The sequence below is a fragment of the Petropleomorpha daqingensis genome, assembly GCF_013408985.1.
Classification (GTDB): Bacteria; Actinomycetota; Actinomycetes; order Mycobacteriales; family Geodermatophilaceae; genus Petropleomorpha; species Petropleomorpha daqingensis.
The window spans coordinates 5,312,879-5,329,064 of sequence record NZ_JACBZT010000001.1; the positions used below are offsets into that span (position 1 = coordinate 5,312,879).

Here is a 16,186-nt window from a genome sequence, read left to right on the forward strand (position 1 = left end):
ATGCCGCCGTACTATCCCGCGCACGCGGCCGTCCGTCACCAGACGCCGGTGGTGGAGCCTCCGTCGACGGCCAGCACGGCACCGGTCACGTAGTCCGAGCCGGTGAGGTACAGGACGGCGTCGACGACGTCCTGGGGCACGCCGGTCTTCCCGTTCGGGGCGAGCGTCCGGAAGAACGCCCAGTTCTCCTCACCGCGCGGCAGGAGCGGGGTGTCGATGACGCCCGGAGCGACCGCGTTCACGTGGACCCCCGACCCGGCGAGCTCCAAGGCCAGAGCCCTGACCGCGTGGTCCAGCGCACCCTTGGTGACGGCGGTCATGAAGCACGGCATCTTCACGTTGGGCTGCAGTGCGATGCACGCGGTGATGGCGAGGATGTGGCCGGACCCGTTCGCCGTCATGTGCCGGGCGGCTTCCTGGGCCGGGTAGACGAATCCCTTGACGTTGGTGCCGAGCATGGCCTCGACGTCGTCGACGGTGAACGCGACGACCGGCTTGGCCATGAAGATGCCCGCGTTGGCGATCAGGATGTCGACCCTGCCGAACTGCTCGACCGCCCGAGCGAACAACGTCGTGGCGGTCTCGGGCCGGCTGATGTCGCCCTCGACGGGGAGGAAGTTCTCGGGGTTGCCGAGGGCGGCCGCGGCCTCCTCCAGCCTGGCCCGGGTGCGGGCGTTGCCGACGACGTTGTACCCGAGCTTCAGGTACGCCTCGGTGACGGCGAAGCCCAGGCCGCTCGAGGCGCCCGTCACGATCGCGGTCTTGGTCATCGTGCTTCCTCTCTCGTGGAGTTGGTGTGGGCCGCTCAGCTGACGTCGGACGAGGTGAGCGGGTCGTACTCCGCGCTCTGGATCAGGGCGTGCAGGGCACGTCGTCGCACGCCGAGGTTTCCCCCGCCGAAGACCGGGAGGGCGAGGGCGTCCTGCAGAAGTCCGTTGAGCGGGTTGGACAGGTCGTAGCTCTCGACGCCGACCACCCGGGTGAGGTCGGTGATGACGCTGACGGCGGTCTCGGAAACGAAGATCTTCGCGCAGTTCGCGAGCTCGGCGGCCGCACCGCTTCCCTCGTCGATGCCCCGGCAGGCGCGCCAGGTGAGGGAGCGGCACGCCTCCATGCGCACCTTGGCGTGCACGAGCTCGTACCCGACCGCCTGATGGTCGATGATCGGCACGGCGCCGCCACGCCGCTCGGACTTCGCGAACTGCAGGGCGTGGTCGAACGCCGCCCGCATGAGGGCGACCCCCATGACACCGACAAGGGCGGACGCATCGGCGAAGGACTCGGCCACCAGGCGGAGGCCTGCCCCCTCCCGGCCGATCAGGTTCCGGCGGGAGGTCCGCACGGCCCGCAAGGAGAAGTCAGGCAGGAAGTGCGCCCGGAACCCGGGTGAATCGATGACGCCCTCGAGGACCAGACCGTCGACCGGTCCCTCGACGGCGAGGACCGACACCCCTTCTCCTGGCGCAACCGCAGGGCCGGTGCGCGCGACGACGCACAACAGGTCCGCACCGCCGCCGTCCCAGCCGGTGGCCGACGAGACCCATCTCTTGCGCCCGTCGATGATCCAGTCGTCGCCGTCGACGCGGGCGGCGGTGCGCACACCCTCCCCGGGAGGTGGCGACCCGGCGTTCGCGCTGCCGCCGGGCTCGGAGGAGCAGAACCCCGCGAGCGGTGCGCCGTGCCCGGTGAGGAACGGTGCCAGCAGTCGCGACTGCTGCTCCCGGGTTCCCCCGACGACCACCGGCTGCAGGCCGAGCACGGTCCCGACCAGCGTGAGAGCGACGCCGGGACTGCCGCAGAACAGTTCCTCGGCGAGGAGGGCCACGTCGGTGAGGCACGACCTGTCGCCGCCGGCGGTCTCCCGGATGCACGCCCGGAGGAAGCCGTCGGAGACCAGCCGCTCGTACGCCGGCTTCGTCGCGGCGAACCGCTCAGCAGGAGTGGACAGCTGTTCCGCACTCGCCGTGACGTCGCGCAGCACGTCCTCGGCGAAGCGCCGCGCCTTCGTGCGCAACTCCGCCTGACGCGCGGTGGGAGTGGAAGCGAGCGGCATCCTGCATCAGGCCTTTCCCGTTCTCCGCGAGGCGCTCGACGCCTGGGGACGACGACGGTCGTGGTCGGCGAAGAAGGCGCCGGTGCCGACGTCCGCCGTCACGGCATGGTGTGCCGACGGCTAGGGCTCTGACGTGGAGATTCGCGCACGGCGACGTGGACGTGCGTGCACGCTCACCGCTGGTGGGCACGACAGGCGTCCAGCAGCACCTGGCGCCGCGTTGCTCCCCCCGCACCGCGGTCCGCCGATTCCCGGCGCGGGAAGTCCTGAGCCGACCCGACGGATTCAGTGCCCTGCGAGACCTGACCGGCGCCCTCCGACGGCATCTGCGCCACCATCATGTGAACCCTTCCTCTCATCGAGCAGGAAGGCCCAGCACGAACCGAAGGGGTGGCCGGTGGGTCGCAGCAAGCGCTCAGGAGAGCTGGTCAGCGAGGGGCGCCAGGCGGCGGTCGTCGCCCCGTGACCCGCGAGTTCTCCTACAGCGCGCTGCCGATGCGGGTGCGCTTCGGCCAAGGCTCGCTGGAGCGGCTGCCCGACGAGGTCGTCGGCCTGGGCCTGACCCGCGTGCTCATGCTCTGCTCGCCGGAACAGGAGGACACCGGCAGGCAGGTCGCGGACGCTCTCGGCGAGCGGGCGGCCGGCGTGCTCCCGGAGGCGCGCATGCACGTGCCGATCGAGGTCGCGACGCGCGCCCGCGACCTGGCCCGGGAGCTCGGCGCCGACGGGTGCGTGGCCGTGGGCGGCGGCTCGGCGGTCGGGCTGGGCAAGGCGATCGCCCTCGAGCACGGGCTGCCGGTGATCGCCGTCCCGACCACCTACGCCGGCTCGGAGATGACCCCGGTGTGGGGGCTGACCGAGGGCGGGGCGAAGCGCACCGGCCGCGATCCGCGGGTGCTGCCGGTCAGCGTCCTCTACGACCCCGAGCTGACCCTGACGCTGCCGGCCGGGTTGTCGGCCACCAGCGGCATGAACGCGATCGCGCACGCCGTCGAGGGCCTGTACGCCCCGGACGCCTCGCCGATCGTCTCGCTGATGGCCGAGGACGGGGCTCGGTCACTGGCCGCCGCCCTCCCCGCCGTCGTGGCCGACGGGAGCGACCTCGACGCGCGCGCCGAGGCCCAGTACGGCGCGTGGCTGTGCGGCGCCGTCCTCGGTGCCACGACGATGTCGCTGCACCACAAGCTGTGCCACACCCTCGGCGGCACGCTCGACCTGCCGCACGCCCAGACGCACACCGTCGTCCTGCCGCACGCGCTGGCCTACAACGCTCCCGCGGCGCCCGACGCCGTCGCCGCCCTCTCCCGTGCGCTCGGCGGGACCGACGACCCGGCCCGTGCGCTGTGGGAGCTCGCCGGCCGGCTCGGCGCTCCCCGGTCACTGGCCGAGCTGGGGATGGCCGAGGCCGACATCGACCGGATCGCCGACCTCGCCGCCGCCGACCCGTATGCCAACCCCCGGCCGGTCACCCGGAACGGCATCGCGGCACTCCTGCACGACGCCTGGAGGGGGTCGGCGCCGATCGTCGCTCACTGACCGCGGTGCCTGCCGCCCGTCGAGTGCAGCCGCAGTCGGGCCTCGGGAGCGGGTCGCCGGCGGGGCCGGTGCAGCGGCCAGCGGAACGGCGGCGTCCCCGGACCCTCGGGAGGTACGCGGACGGGTGGACGTCGTCGGTGCGACTCGGTCATGGCTCTTCCCTCCGTCGAGTGGTGCACCTCGACGATACTTACTTGTTTGCGTGCAAACAAGTGCACCGGACTGAGAGACTGCGCCGGTGCCGACGAAGCAACCGCGCAGGACCCAGGAGGAACGGCGCTCCGAGACCGAGCGGCGCGTCCTGGACGCGGCGACGCGGCTCATCGCCGAGCGGGGCTCGCGCGCCGTCACGCTCGGGGAGGTCGGTCGCGAGGCCGGGTACAGCCGCGGCATCGTGCACGCGCACTTCGGCAACCGGGAACGGTTGCTCGAGGCCGTGGTGCGCGATGCGCAGCGCTTCGACGTGCCCGACGTGCCGGGGACCGGGCTGGACCGGCTCGGCGCTCTGGTCGTGGCCTACCTGGGCAACCTGCGCGACCGCCGGCCCACGACCGGCGCCTTCCTGCTGCTGTGGGCCGAGTCGGTGGCCGGCGAGCCCGTCCTGGGTCCGCTGTTCGCCGAGCGCGACGACGCGTTCCGGGCGGCGTTGGCCGAGTCGGTCCGCGACGGGGCTGCCGACGGCTCGATCCGCGCGGAGGCCGATCCCGAGGCGGTCGCCGTCGTGCTGCTGGGGCTGCTGCGCGGCATCGGCATGCAGCAGGCCTCACCGGCCGGCCCGTTCGTGGACGACGTACTCGCCGCCCAGGTGGTGGGGATCCTCCGGCACGGTCTCGCCACGGATTGACCTCGCCCCGACCGGCCTAACCCCGAGGCACCACCACGATCGGGCTGCGAGCCCGACGGACCAGGCGCGACGAGACGCCCCCGAGCAGCACCCGCCGAGCCGGGCCGTACCCCCGGGACCCGCAGAACAGCACGTCGACCTCGTCGAGCTCGGCGAGGACGTCGACGACGTTGCCGGTGAGGATCCGGGCGCCCGCCGGCACGCCGGCCGGGATGCCGGCGAGGGCCAGGTCGAGCGCACGCTGGAACCTGTCCTGCGCGGTCGCGGCGAAGGCGTGCTCGGCGTCCCGGCCGATCACCGGCATGACCAGCTCGGCCTCACCGGCCAGCACCGAGTAGAGGGTGAGGGTCGCGCTCACGCGCACGGCAAGCCGCACCGCGAGGTCCAGCGCCGCGTGCCCGTCCGGGGTGTCGACGAAGGCGACACCGATGCGCTCCAGCACGCTGATGTTGCGGTCGCGGAACCCCGCGGGCGCGACCCCCACCGGCGCCTGGCTGCCCGCCAGCAGCCGGTCCGCGGTGCTCCCGGCGAAGAGCCGGCGCTCCGCGGCCGCGCTGCTGGAACCGACCACGATCACCGACGCGCCCAGCTCCTCGGCGAGGTCGTGCAGGCCGTGGGCGGCCGACGACGAGGCGACGACGCGGTAGTCGACGGCGTCGACGGCGGCGAGCAGGCCGTGCGCGCCCTCGAGGACCTTCTCCGCCTCGTGGTGCCGGTCGGCCACCCACTCCGCGTCGACCCGCCCGGAGCTGATCGGCGCCGGCGACGGGTGCACCGTGGCGACGACCAGCCCGGTGCCGAGCACCCGTGCCCAGGCCCGGGCCAGGACGAGCGCGTCCTCTGCCGACGGGCTCCCGTCGAACCCGGTGACGACGGGGCCCACGGGCTCGGGCGCGCTCATGGCCGTTCGGGCGGGTCCGCCGGCTCGACCGGCGCCGGCCCGAGGTCGTGGCGCAGGCGCGAGTGCCGGTAGCCGTACAGCGCGTAGATGACCAACCCGACCGCCAGCCAGATGACGAACCGGATCCACGTGGCGAGCGGGAGGTCGGTCATCAGGTAGATCGCGGCCGCCACGCCGAGCAGAGGGAACACCGGGGAGAAGGGAACCCGGTACGGCCGTGGCATGTCGGGCCGGGTGCGCCGGAGGACGATCACACCGATGTTGACCAGCACGAACGCGAACAGCGTGCCGATGTTGACCAGCTTCACGATCTCGCCCAGGGGCACGAAGGCGGCGAGCAGCGCGATCAGGATGCCCAGCCCGACGGTCAGCTTGGCCGGGGTGCCGAAGCGCGGGTGCACGTCGGCCAGCCGCTCCGGGAGCAGCCCGTCGCGGGACATCGCGAAGAAGATGCGGGTCTGCCCGTAGAAGATCACCAGCACGACGCTGGTGATCGCGATCAGCGCGCCGAGCGCGAGGATCCAGGCCGCCCACGAGATGCCGGCGCCCTCATCGAGCGCCGTGGCCAGCGGTGCGTCGCTGCCCTCCATCTGCGACGGCGTCGCGATGCCGAGAGCACCGACGGCGGTCAGGATGTAGAACACCGTGCAGATCAGCAGCGACCCGATCACGGCCCACGGCAGGTCCTTGGCCGGGTTCCGGGCCTCCTCGCTCCCGGTCGACACCGCGTCGAACCCGATGTAGGCGAAGAAGATGACCGCGGCTGCCGCGGTGACCGAGTGGAAGCCGTTCGGCATGAACGGGGTCAGGTTGTTCGAGCTGAAGTTGACCAGCGCGATGATGATGAAGAACGTCAGCACGGCCAGCTTGACGATGACCATGACCAGGTTGGCGCCGGCGCTCTCGCGGGTCCCGCGCACCAGCAGGAAGGTGATCGCCAGCACGATGAAGACGGCGGGCAGGTTGAACACCCCGCCGTCCGAGGGTGACGTGGAGATCGCGTCGGGCAGCGTGTACCCGAACGCGGCGCTGAGGAAGGCGTTGACGTTGCCGCCCCAGCCCACGGCGACCGCGGCGACGGACACCCCGTACTCGAGGATCAGGTCCCAGCCGATGATCCAGGCGACGAGCTCGCCCATCGTGGCGTACGAGTACGTGTAGGCGCTGCCCGAGACCGGGATCGACGAGGCCAGCTCCGCGTACGAGAGCGCGGAGAAGGAGCAGGCGAGCGCGGCGAGGACGAAGGAGAGGATCACCGCCGGTCCGGCGATCCCGGCGCCCTGGCCGATCACGACGAAGATCCCGGTGCCGATGATCGCGCCGACGCCCATCGCGGTCAGCTGGAGGGCGCCGACCGAGCGTTTGAGCTCGTGGCCGGACTCGTGGGTCTCGGTCGTCAGATCCTGGACGTTCCGGATCCCGAAGATGCCTGGCTTGCGTTGAGCTGGTGCGACCATGCGGCGCCTCCCGGGTCGGCCGCTCCCGCGGCTCTCCAGCCGTGCAGCGTTCTCACAGTGGCCCTGGGGGCGACGGACAGCAATGGCCCTGAGCCTCCGGGTGTGTCGGCCGCGCACTAGCGTCGCCGGGGTGGATCTCGGGTTGAGCGGTCGCGTGGCACTCGTCGTGGGCGGTACCGGGCTGATCGGCCGGGCGGTGGTCGAGCGGCTCCGCGAGGAGGGCGCCACGGTGGTCCCGGCGTCCCGGCACGCGGACGACGGGATCGCGATGGACGCCACGGATCCGGAGTCGGTGAGCGCCGCCGTGGAGTCGGTGGTCGAGCAGCACGGCCGCCTCGACGTCCTGGTCGTCGCGGCCGCGCCCAGCGCGCAGACCCTCGACGCCTCCCGGCACGCCGACCCCGAGCAGGTGCTCGGCGCCATCGACACCAAGGCGATGTCGTTCCTCCGCCTGGCGAACGCGGCGATCCCGGTGATGCAGCGCGCCGGCTACGGCCGGATCGTCGGGGTGAGCGGCCAGAACGCCTTCCTGACCGGCAACGTGGCCGGGTCGGTGCGCAACGCGGCCCTGATCATCGCGGCCAAGAACCTGGCCGACGGGATCGCCGGGTCGGGGGTCACGATCAACACGGTCAGTCCGGGAACGGTGAGCACCTCACCGGGAGCCGAGGTCGGACCGGGCCGCGGAGGCGAGTCCAGCCCCGATCAGATCGCGGACCTCATCGCCTTCCTGGTCTCCCCGCGCGCCGGAGCGATCTCCGGGGAGTCCATCGCCGTCGGTCACCGCGTGCGCGGCGTGACCTCGCTCTGACCGATGCGCCGCCCGGCCAGGCCGGACACGACGACCGCCGCCACGAACAGCGCTCCGGTCGTGTAGCCGCGCGGCAGGCTCAGAGCGGGGCGATCCGGTCGTCCTGAGACCAGCACGTCGAGCAGGCTGACGGTCACCGCGGTCCCTCCATGGACCCACCATGCGCGGGCATCGGCCACCGGCCGGTTCGCCGACGGTGAGCGGTCGGCAAACAGGCCGACCGCTCAGCGCAGGACGCGGTGGTGGAGAAAGGCGACTCCCGAGCCGAAGGTGCGGGTCTCGAGGAGTTCGAGGTCCACCCGGCGCTCCTGCCGGGGGAAGAACGGGATCCCCCCGCCGACGAGGACCGGGTAGACCCGGACCCGGTACTCGTCGATCAGACCGAGCGCAGCGGCCTCGCCGGCGAGGGTCGCGCCGCCGATCGCGATGTCGCCCTCCCCCGGCTCGGCCCGCAGCCGCGCGATCTCCTCCGCCAAGCCGCTGGAGGCCAGGCGGGCGTTGCCCTCCACCGCCGTCAGCGTGGTCGAGAAGACCACCTTGGGCAGCGCCTTCCACAGCTCGGCGAACTCGTGCATCGGGAAGTCCAGCCCCGGCGGCTGGTCGGTGGTCTCCCAGAGCACCATCGACTCGTAGAGCCGCCGTCCGAGCAGGTGGACGCCGAGCTGCCGGACCTCGTCGGTGGCGAAGCGGAAGACCTCCTCGTCAGGCGCCGTCCAGGTGAAGCCGCCGTCCGGCCCGACGATGTAGCCGTCGAGCGAGACGGCCATCGAGCAGGTCACGCGTCGCATCAGGGGTCCTCTCTCGGTGGTGTCGGCCAGGATCGTCGTGCACGAGGGAGGGTGTCGATGAGGGTGACCGTGCTCGGGGCCGGATCGTGGGGGACGACGGTCGCCGCGCTGCTGTGCCGGCGCGACCACGAGGTGCTGCTGTGGGCGCGCAACCCGGACGTCGCCGCCGAGGTGGCCGAGCAGCGCAGCAACGAGGCCTACCTGCCGGGTTCCCGGCTGCCGGCCCGGCTGCGGGCGACCGCCGACCTCGAGCAGGCCGCTCGGCACGCCGAGCTGCTCGTGGTCGGCGTCCCGACGGCCGCCTTCCGGGAGACGCTGGTGAACGTCCGGCCGCACCTGGCGCCGTGGTTCCCGGTGGTGAGCCTCAGCAAGGGGCTCGAGCGCGGCACCCACCTGCGCATGACCGAGGTGATCAAGCAGGTGCTGCCGGGGCGGCCGGCCGCGGCGTTGACGGGGCCGAACCTGGCGCGGGAGATCATGTCCGGCCAGGCGGCAGCCAGCGTGATCGCGACCGAGGACCTGACGGTCGCCGCGGCGCTGCAGCGCGAGGTGGAGCGCGGGCTGTTCCGCGTGTACACCCACCACGACGTCATCGGGTGCGAGATCGGCGGTGCGTTCAAGAACGTCATCGCCATCGCCACCGGCATCGCGGAGGGGCTCGGCGTCGGGGACAACACGCGCGCCGCGGTGATGTCCCGCGGCCTGGCCGAGCTGACCACGCTGGCCGTGGCCATGGGGGGCGAGGCGACCACCCTGGCCGGGTTGGCCGGCATGGGCGACATGGTGGCCACCTGCATGAGCCCGCAGAGCCGCAACCGGCACGTCGGCGAGCAGCTCGGCCTCGGCCGGTCCCTGGAGCAGGTGCTCGGCGAGATGCGCATGGTCGCCGAGGGCGTGAAGACGGTCGCCACGGTGGTGGAGCTGGCCGACCGGCACGGCCTGCACATGCCGATCGCGCGGACCATCCACGACGTCGTCAACGGCCGGATCCGGGCGGCCGACGCCTACCGGGGCCTGCGCGGCGCCGTCCCTGCCGGGCACGAGTCCCAGCCCGGGTGATGCGGAACGGGACGGAGCCCGCCCGGTCGGGGTGACCAGGCGGGCTCCGTCCCGCTCACGGGTTACTTCCGCAGCGACCAGTCGTCGGAGTTCCAGAGGACCCCGCTCTGGCTGGCGTTGTTCCGCACGTTCTGCAGCGCGCTGTCGTACGCCACCAGGGTCGGCTTCTGGTAGAGCGGGATGGTCGCCATCTGCTCCCAGAGCAGCCGGTCGGCCGCGTTGGCGTCGGCCGCCAGCTGGGTGAGGTCCTGGTCCGTGGCGATCTTGTCCAGCAGCGCGTCGATCGCGGCGGTGCCGGCCCGGGAGACGTTCTGGCCGAAGCCGCGGGCGGGCGACTGGTACGACGGGATCAGGCTGGTCGCGAACGGCGAGCCGGTCGAGGCGAACAGCGCGATCTGGAACCCGCCGGCGACCACCGAGGTGGGCGAGTCGGGCCCGCTGAACAGGTCGGGGTTCGGGTTGAAGGTCACCTCGATGCCGGCCTGCGCGAGCTGCTGCGCCATGACCGTGATCGTGGACTCGCGCAGCGGGTTGCCCGGCGTGGTGTCGATCGTGAAGGACAGCCGCTGGCGGCCCTTGGCGTAGACCCCGTCGGTCCCGAGCTCGTACCCGGCCTTCTCGAGCAGGGCCTTGGCGCCGGCGATGTCCTGCGCGTCGTACTGCTGGGGGGCGTTGTCCTGGTACTGCGGCTGGTTGTTGACGTACAGGTGGTTGTCCAGCACCTTCGCGTCCGGCGCGATCTGGCCGACCGTCTGGTCGACGATCTCCTGGCGGTCCAGCGCCATCGCGAAGGCCCGACGGACGTCGACGTCGGCGAGCTGCGGGTCCTGGGTGTTGAAGTCCAGGTGCTCGAACGTCAGCCCGAAGGTGCTCTCGCTGGTGACGCCCTGGAGGTTCCCCAGCTGGTCGACCAGGTCGAGCTGCGGCTGCGGGTGGATGACGTCGAGCTCGTGGTTCTCCAGGCCCTGGACCTGCGCCGTCGGGTCGGCGCCCACGCCGGTGAAGACGAGCCGGCTCAGCTTCGGCGCGGCACCCCAGTACGTCGGGTTCGGGGTGAGGACGGCGGTCTGGTCCGCGACGTCGATGTTGGTCTTCTTCAGCTGCCACGGGCCGCCGGAGATGTCCTCGGGCAGGCCGTCGGCGATCGCCCAGCCGGCGTCGAAGGTGGCGCACTGCTTGGTCGCGTCGGGGTCGGCCAGCAGGTGGGCCGGCAGCAGCGGCTGCGAGCCGGAGAAGAGGCTCTGCCAGTCGGCGAACGGCGTGGCGTAGGTGACGGTGACGGTCCGGCCGTCGTCCGAGCCCGTGACGGCGCTGATGTTCTCCAGGCCGGCCGTGCTCATGGTGCCGTCGCAGCCGCCCTGGTCGGGCGTGGTGCTGACGTGCCAGGTGTAAGCGAAGTCGTCGGCGGAGATGGCGGTGCCGTCGCTCCAGACCGCCGCCGGGTTCAGGTGGTAGACGGTGGTCTGGTGCCCGTCGACGACGCTGTTCTCCGGCTCGTCGGCGAGCAGCTCGCGGTCGTACCGCACGGTGAAGTCGGGCTGCACGATGAACGCCGAGGGCAGCACCCGGCCGAGCAGGTCCTGCACCGTCGTCGTGTTGCCGGCGGCGATGTACGGGAAGAGGTTCTCCGGCCACGAGTCCGCGACGCCATAGGTGGCGGAGCCGCCGCCGTCCGCGGGGGTCTGCGCGGTGCCTGCGCAGCCGGACAGCGTGAGCGCTGCCGCAGCGGCCGCCGCGAGCATCGTGGCGCGTGGGTACTTCACGGGGACGTGCATGGGGGGTCAGGTGCTCCTGTGCGTCTGGGGCGGACGGCGAAGGGCCGGTCCGGGGCGCGTCGGTCGGCGGCACTGCTGCCGCGAACGCACCAGGAGCACCTTCGGCACCCCGGCGACGGCGCTTGAGCCAGCGGGATTGAGGCCTGCGCCACACCGAGCGCGCGCGGGAGCTCAGCCCTCGGCCGAGCGGATCGCCCGCCAGACCCGCATCGGCGTGGTCGGCATGTCGATGTGCCGGACCCCGAGGTGCGCCACCGCGTCGACGACGGCGTTCTGCACGGCCGGCGTCGAGCCGATCGTGCCGGCCTCGCCGATCCCCTTCGCGCCGAGCGGGTTGTAGGCGGTCGGCGTCTCGGTGGTGACCAGCTCGAAGGTCGGCACCTCGGTCGCCGAGACGATCGGGTAGTCGGCGAACGTCGACGTCGTGGGGTTGCCGTCGGCGTCGAAGAGCACCTCCTCGAGCAGCGCCTGGGCCGCGCCCTGCGCCAGGCCGCCGTGCCGCTGCCCCTCGGCGATCAGCGGGTTGAGGATCGTGCCGGCGTCGTCCAGCGCGACCAGCCGGACCAGGTCGGCCTTGCCCGACTCGACGTCGACCTCGACCACCGCGACGTGCGCGCCGAACGGGTAGGTCGCCCCCGGCTGGCCGAACGTGGTGTGCACGAACAGCCGCTCGGCCCCGGCCAGCGCGGCGTACGAGACGCCGGACCCCGGGACGCCGGCCACCCGCAGACCGCCCAGCTCCCGGTCGACCACGAGGTCGGCGGCGTCGACCTCCAGCTGCTCGGCCGCTCGCTCGCGGGCCAGCTGCAGCAGCTCGGTCGCCGCCTGGCGCACCGCGGCCCCGCCCAGCTGCAGGCTGCGCGAGCCGCCGGTGCCGCCGCCCCGGGGCACGAGGTCGGTGTCGCCCCACCGCACGGTGATCCGCTCCACCGGGATGCCGAGCTCCTCGCTGGCCAGCATCGCCCAGACCGTCGAGTGACCCTGCCCGTGCGGCGAGGTGCCGGTGAGGATGGTCGCCGAACCGTCCGGGTGGATCTCGACGGTGGCGTCCTCCTTCGGGCCACCGGCCTCGGCTCCCCCGCCGGTGATCTCCACGTACACCGACAGCCCGATGCCCAGCTGCCGGACCTCGCCCCGCTCCCGCCGCCGCGCCTGCTCGGCGCGCAGCCCGGCGTAGTCCGCGGTCTCGAGCACGCGGTCCAGCGCCGCGGCGTAGTCGCCGCAGTCGTAGACCGCGCCGGTGGGCGTGGTGTGCGGCTCGTCGAAGGGCGGCAGCAGGTTGCGCCGGCGCACCTCGGCCGGGTCCGCGCCGAGCTCCGCGGCGAACAGGTCGACGGCCCGCTCGATCGCGGCGGTGGCCTCCGGCCGGCCGGCGCCGCGGTACGCACCGACCGGGGTGGTGTTGGTGACGACGCTGGCGAACGAGGTCTGCACCACCGGGATGTCGTAGACGCCGGGCGCCATGAGCGCGGTGAGGCTGGGCAGCATCGCGCCGAACTTCGGGTAGGCGCCGGCGTCCTGCACCACGTGGATGCGGTAGGCCCGGATCCGGCCGTCCCGGTCGCCGCCGATCGTGATCGTCTGGACCTGGGCCCGGCCGTGCGCCATCCCGATCATGTTCTCCGAGCGGGTCTCGACCCACCGCACGGGCCGGCCGAGCTGCCGGGCGGCCAGGGCGACCACTGCGTGCTCCGGGTCGGCGCCGAACTTCGCCCCGAACGCGCCGCCGACGTCGGGCGTGACGATCCGCAGATCGGCGTCGGCCACGCCGAGCATGGTGCCGAGCACCGTCTTGCTGATCTGCGCGCCCTGGTTGGGCAGCCATACGGTGAGCCGGCCGGCGTCGTCCTGGGCCGCGGCGGCGGCGCGCACCTCCAGCGGCGCGACGGCGACCCGCTGGTTGACGATCTCGCGGGTGACCACCACCTCGCAGCCGGCGAAGGGGTCCTCCCCCGCCGCCTCCCGCCCCAGCGCGACGTTGGAGCCGGCATCGGGGAACAGCAGCACGTCGCCGGCCAGCGCCTCGCGGGGGTCGACGACGACCGGCAGCGGCTCGTAGTCGACCGCGACCAGCTCGGCGGCGTCCTCGCCGCTCCAGCGGTCCTCGGTGAGGACGACGGCCACCGGCTCACCGACGTAGCGGACGACGTCGCGGGCCAGCAGCGGCTGCGCCATCGCGCCCGGGTAGGCCCGCATCGCGGGCTGCTGCGGCGGTGCGCCGGCCAGGTCGTCGGCGGTCAGGACGGCGACCACGCCCGGGACGCCGACCGCGCCCGAGGGGTCGATCGCGGTGATGCGGGCGTGCGCCACCGGGGAGCGGACGAAGGTGGCGTGCACCGCACCGGCCAGCCGCTCGTCGACGAGGTCGTCGGTGTAGACGGCGCCGCGGGTGAGGAAGCCCGGGTCCTCGACCCGCAGGACCCGCGTGCCGAGGATGCTGCCGCGGAGCTCGCCGGCGGGCGCTTCGGTGGTGTCGGTCACGGCCGCATTCTGCGCCGCGCAGCTGACCGCCCCGGTGCCCCCGCCGCGGCGCGATGATTTCTGCGGCGGCGAGCCGTCTCTTCCCCGCGGGCTCCCGCCCACCCGATCAACTGCGGAGGAGATGCGATGTCCGTCCAGCTGAACCCGTACCTGAGCTTCCGCGACAACACCCGCCAGGCGATGGAGTTCTACTCCTCCGTCTTCGGCGGCACCCTGACGATCTCCACGTTCAAGGAGTACCAGGCGTCGTCGGACCCGTCGGAGGACGACCTGGTCATGCACAGCCAGCTCGAGGGCGACCACGGCGTGGTCTTCATGGCGTCGGACACCCCCAGCCGGATGGAGTACAAGCCGGGCACGAACTTCAGCATGTCGCTGTCCGGGGACGACGAGACCGTGCTGCGGGGCTGGTTCGACCGGCTCGCCGACGGCGGCACGGTGACCATGCCGCTGGACAAGGCGCCGTGGGGCGACCTGTTCGGCATGTGCACCGACAAGTTCGGCATCGCCTGGCTGGTCAACGTCTCCGGCCAGGGCTGAGGACCGGGGCCGGCCGCGGCGGGTGGGGTCAGGACCCGCCGCGACCGGGCCGGCGTCAGGAGTTCGGACGACACCGGGGTCACGGGTGCCGCTGCCCTCTCAGAGGACGTGGCCCCCGCCCAGATACGTCCTCACCCGGTGAGCGCCGCGGTGACCCCGACGCCGACCAGCGAGGCCCCGGCGATCCGCTGCGACCAGACGACGACGCCGGGCCGGCGCAGCCGGGCGAGCGCGGCCGAGGCCACGCCGATCAGCCCCGCGAACCAGACCATCGCCACGGCCACGTCGATCGAGGAGAGCAGCAGGCTCCACCCGAGCACCGGCTGCCCGGCCGGCACGAACTGCGGCACGCCGGCCAGGTAGAACATCCCGATCTTGGGGTTGAGCAGGTCGCTGCACAGCCCGGCCGCGAACGCGCTGCGCAGCCGGTCCGGATGGCGGCTCGGTGCCGGCGCCGCGACCGGCCGCGCCCGGCGCACCAGCGGCGCCAGCAGGGGCACCAGCCCGAGGACGACGAGGTAGCCCGCGCCGGCGAACCGGATGCCGTCGTACACCGCCGGGGAACGGGCCAGGACGCCGGCCAGCCCGATGCCGCTGGCCGCGCCCCACGCCAGGGAGCCGACCGCGATGCCGGCGGCCGAGGCCGCGCCGAGCCGGGGGCCACCGCGGACCGCGCTTCCGACGACCAGGACGTCGTCCGGCCCGGGGCTCAGCGACAGGACCGCGGCGAGGAGCACGAAACCCCAGAGGCCGTCCATGCCCGGGCGGAGGCGCCGGCGCGCGCCGGGATCCCGAACGGGTGGCGCGCGACGTCGCGCGCGGGTGCGGCGTGCCCGTCGGTGCCCGCGTGGGGGCGGAGGGTGAGCCGGCTCAGAACTGCGGGGCAGCCACCCGAGCGGGGGCCGGTTGGACCCAGCCGATCGTCGACGGCTCGCGCAGCGCGACGTCGGGCTGACGGATGCCGAGCTCGGCGAGCGCGTCCTCGAAGCACTCGTGCAGCAGCACGAGGCGCTCGACCAGCCGCCCGATGTACCGCAGCGACGACGGGACGGCGAACGGCCGCTGCATGAGGAACCAGAAGAAGCGGTCGAGGTCGCGGCCCTCGTCGTACTCGCGCATCTCCGTCTGGCTCGGCTCGTAGCCGATCGCGGCGAGGAACAGCGTGGCCACCCGGCGGTGCAGGGCGACCGTCGTCCGCGCGTAGGCACCGACGGCGTCGTCCACCTGGTCGGCGGTCATCCCCGGCGCGGGGGCCCATCCGTCGGCCGCCGTCGGCGGGCGGACGACCAGCCCGACGGCGCGGCCGAGCAGCGGCACCAGCCGTGGTCGGTCGGCGTCGGCGAGCAGGTCGTTGGCGTGCCGCAGCACTGCTGCGAGCTCCCTGTCGACGCAGGCCGGGGAGTCGCTGAACGGCTCACCGGCGAGCAGTGACGTGTACTCCAGGAAGCAGGCGCCCTTGGCAGGGTTCTTGTGCTTGCCCCGGCTCAGGACCGGCAGCAGGTCCGGGATCACGGCCATACGGCAGGCTAGCCGCGACCGGTGTCCCACCGGGCGGGTTCGCGCGCGGCGGTCTCAGGCCGCGGCGCGGTGCCGGCCGGTGGTGCGCTGGACGGCCGAGGACCAGTTGCTGGCCAGGGCGGCGATGGTCGCCATGGCCTCTTCGTAGATGTCCTCGTGCACGTCGTGGTGCGACTCGGCGACCGGGGCCGGAGCAGGAGCCGGGGCGGGGGCCGGCTCGGCGGGCGGCTGCTGCGCGCGGACCGCCGCGAACTCCCTCGTGGCGTCGGGCTGGGCCGCGGTGAGCGTGAGGGCCACCGTCGGGAGCGGACCGGCCGGGGCGGCCGCCACCGGGATCCGCGTGAGCACCTGGGTGTCTCCGGAAGTCGTCACGGCCTTGCTATCGGCGTCCCGGCGGCGTGCCGTGACCGCTACCGGCAGGCT

The 16,186-nt window shown here is 73.2% G+C and carries 16 protein-coding genes; 5 read left to right on the top strand and 11 right to left on the bottom strand.

Annotation, left to right across the window (positions count from 1 at the left end):
* Window positions 1-35 precede the first annotated feature (35 nt).
* Together GGQ55_RS26100 and GGQ55_RS26105 are read right to left on the bottom strand one after the other, a co-directional pair.
* Window positions 36-770, bottom strand: a complete 735-nt coding sequence (locus GGQ55_RS26100; protein WP_179721903.1) for an SDR family NAD(P)-dependent oxidoreductase — start codon at window positions 768-770, stop codon at window positions 36-38.
* A 35-nt stretch (window positions 771-805) separates the two neighbouring features.
* Entirely contained in the window at window positions 806-2,053 is a 1,248-nt protein-coding gene (locus GGQ55_RS26105) for an acyl-CoA dehydrogenase family protein (RefSeq protein WP_179721906.1), read from the bottom strand.
* 462 nt (window positions 2,054-2,515) lie between these two features.
* On the opposite strand from GGQ55_RS26105, the gene GGQ55_RS26110 reads away from it, so the two are divergent.
* A complete protein-coding gene (locus GGQ55_RS26110; protein ID WP_179721908.1) occupies window positions 2,516-3,589 on the top strand; it encodes a maleylacetate reductase in 1,074 nt (357 codons plus the stop codon).
* Between the two features lie 238 nt (window positions 3,590-3,827).
* The gene (locus GGQ55_RS26115) at window positions 3,828-4,433 is read left to right on the top strand and encodes a TetR/AcrR family transcriptional regulator (protein ID WP_179721911.1); all 606 of its coding nucleotides are present in this window, start codon (window positions 3,828-3,830) and stop codon (window positions 4,431-4,433) included.
* Between the two features lie 16 nt (window positions 4,434-4,449).
* On the opposite strand, the gene GGQ55_RS26120 is transcribed toward GGQ55_RS26115, so the two are convergent.
* A complete protein-coding gene (locus GGQ55_RS26120) occupies window positions 4,450-5,334 on the bottom strand; it encodes a universal stress protein (RefSeq protein ID WP_179721914.1) in 885 nt (294 codons plus the stop codon).
* Window positions 5,331-6,791 carry an amino acid permease gene (locus tag GGQ55_RS26125; protein ID WP_179721916.1) on the bottom strand — a complete coding sequence of 487 codons (1,461 nt, stop codon included), beginning with the start codon at window positions 6,789-6,791 and terminating at the stop codon, window positions 5,331-5,333. Before GGQ55_RS26125 ends, GGQ55_RS26120 begins: the two co-directional genes overlap by 4 nt.
* 154 nt (window positions 6,792-6,945) lie before the next feature.
* Between GGQ55_RS26125 and GGQ55_RS26130 the strand changes: the two genes are divergently transcribed.
* Window positions 6,946-7,602: an SDR family NAD(P)-dependent oxidoreductase gene (locus tag GGQ55_RS26130; protein ID WP_218859452.1), complete on the top strand. Its 657-nt coding sequence runs from the start codon at window positions 6,946-6,948 to the stop codon at window positions 7,600-7,602.
* Here the strand turns inward: GGQ55_RS26130 and GGQ55_RS26135 are convergent.
* Together GGQ55_RS26135 and GGQ55_RS26140 are read right to left on the bottom strand one after the other, a co-directional pair.
* Window positions 7,572-7,739, bottom strand: coding sequence for a hypothetical protein (locus tag GGQ55_RS26135; RefSeq protein WP_179721920.1), 168 nt, complete (start codon window positions 7,737-7,739; stop codon window positions 7,572-7,574). The two genes, GGQ55_RS26130 and GGQ55_RS26135, sit on opposite strands and share 31 nt — an antisense overlap.
* Before the next feature lie 87 nt (window positions 7,740-7,826).
* The gene (locus tag GGQ55_RS26140; RefSeq protein ID WP_179721922.1) at window positions 7,827-8,390 is read right to left on the bottom strand and encodes a dihydrofolate reductase family protein; all 564 of its coding nucleotides are present in this window, start codon (window positions 8,388-8,390) and stop codon (window positions 7,827-7,829) included.
* Window positions 8,391-8,447: 57 nt separating this feature from the next.
* On the opposite strand from GGQ55_RS26140, the gene GGQ55_RS26145 reads away from it, so the two are divergent.
* Window positions 8,448-9,449 carry an NAD(P)H-dependent glycerol-3-phosphate dehydrogenase gene (locus GGQ55_RS26145; protein WP_179721924.1) on the top strand — a complete coding sequence of 334 codons (1,002 nt, stop codon included), beginning with the start codon at window positions 8,448-8,450 and terminating at the stop codon, window positions 9,447-9,449.
* A 62-nt stretch (window positions 9,450-9,511) separates the two neighbouring features.
* On the opposite strand, the gene GGQ55_RS26150 is transcribed toward GGQ55_RS26145, so the two are convergent.
* Window positions 9,512-11,212, bottom strand: coding sequence for an ABC transporter family substrate-binding protein (locus tag GGQ55_RS26150; protein ID WP_179721926.1), 1,701 nt, complete (start codon window positions 11,210-11,212; stop codon window positions 9,512-9,514).
* A 183-nt stretch (window positions 11,213-11,395) separates the two neighbouring features.
* On the bottom strand, window positions 11,396-13,705 hold the full coding sequence (locus GGQ55_RS26155; protein ID WP_179721928.1) for a xanthine dehydrogenase family protein molybdopterin-binding subunit: 2,310 nt from the start codon (window positions 13,703-13,705) through the stop codon (window positions 11,396-11,398).
* A 126-nt stretch (window positions 13,706-13,831) separates the two neighbouring features.
* On the opposite strand from GGQ55_RS26155, the gene GGQ55_RS26160 reads away from it, so the two are divergent.
* Window positions 13,832-14,245 carry a VOC family protein gene (locus GGQ55_RS26160; RefSeq protein WP_179721931.1) on the top strand — a complete coding sequence of 138 codons (414 nt, stop codon included), beginning with the start codon at window positions 13,832-13,834 and terminating at the stop codon, window positions 14,243-14,245.
* A gap of 131 nt (window positions 14,246-14,376) precedes the next feature.
* Here the strand turns inward: GGQ55_RS26160 and GGQ55_RS26165 are convergent, their stop codons facing one another.
* The 3 genes from GGQ55_RS26165 to GGQ55_RS26175 all read right to left on the bottom strand — a co-directional run bounded on the left by GGQ55_RS26165 (window position 14,377) and on the right by GGQ55_RS26175 (window position 16,135).
* Window positions 14,377-15,003: a LysE family translocator gene (locus tag GGQ55_RS26165; RefSeq protein WP_179721934.1), complete on the bottom strand. Its 627-nt coding sequence runs from the start codon at window positions 15,001-15,003 to the stop codon at window positions 14,377-14,379.
* A 112-nt stretch (window positions 15,004-15,115) separates the two neighbouring features.
* Window positions 15,116-15,763, bottom strand: a complete 648-nt coding sequence (locus GGQ55_RS26170) for a hypothetical protein (protein ID WP_179721936.1) — start codon at window positions 15,761-15,763, stop codon at window positions 15,116-15,118.
* Window positions 15,764-15,817: 54 nt separating this feature from the next.
* Window positions 15,818-16,135, bottom strand: a complete 318-nt coding sequence (locus tag GGQ55_RS26175; RefSeq protein WP_179721938.1) for a hypothetical protein — start codon at window positions 16,133-16,135, stop codon at window positions 15,818-15,820.
* Window positions 16,136-16,186: the final 51 nt, after the last annotated feature.

Excerpts from the sequence above, each read along its gene's own strand:
- GGQ55_RS26100 (WP_179721903.1), bottom strand. The coding sequence starts at position 770 with ATGACCAAGACCGCGATCGTGACGGGCGCCTCGAGCGGCCTGGGCTTC.
- GGQ55_RS26105 (WP_179721906.1), bottom strand. The coding sequence starts at position 2,053 with ATGCCGCTCGCTTCCACTCCCACCGCGCGTCAGGCGGAGTTGCGCACG.
- GGQ55_RS26120 (WP_179721914.1), bottom strand. The coding sequence starts at position 5,334 with ATGAGCGCGCCCGAGCCCGTGGGCCCCGTCGTCACCGGGTTCGACGGG.
- GGQ55_RS26125 (WP_179721916.1), bottom strand. The coding sequence starts at position 6,791 with ATGGTCGCACCAGCTCAACGCAAGCCAGGCATCTTCGGGATCCGGAAC.
- GGQ55_RS26140 (WP_179721922.1), bottom strand. The coding sequence starts at position 8,390 with ATGCGACGCGTGACCTGCTCGATGGCCGTCTCGCTCGACGGCTACATC.
- GGQ55_RS26145 (WP_179721924.1), top strand. The coding sequence starts at position 8,448 with ATGAGGGTGACCGTGCTCGGGGCCGGATCGTGGGGGACGACGGTCGCC.
- GGQ55_RS26160 (WP_179721931.1), top strand. The coding sequence starts at position 13,832 with ATGTCCGTCCAGCTGAACCCGTACCTGAGCTTCCGCGACAACACCCGC.
- GGQ55_RS26165 (WP_179721934.1), bottom strand. The coding sequence starts at position 15,003 with ATGGACGGCCTCTGGGGTTTCGTGCTCCTCGCCGCGGTCCTGTCGCTG.
- GGQ55_RS26170 (WP_179721936.1), bottom strand. The coding sequence starts at position 15,763 with ATGGCCGTGATCCCGGACCTGCTGCCGGTCCTGAGCCGGGGCAAGCAC.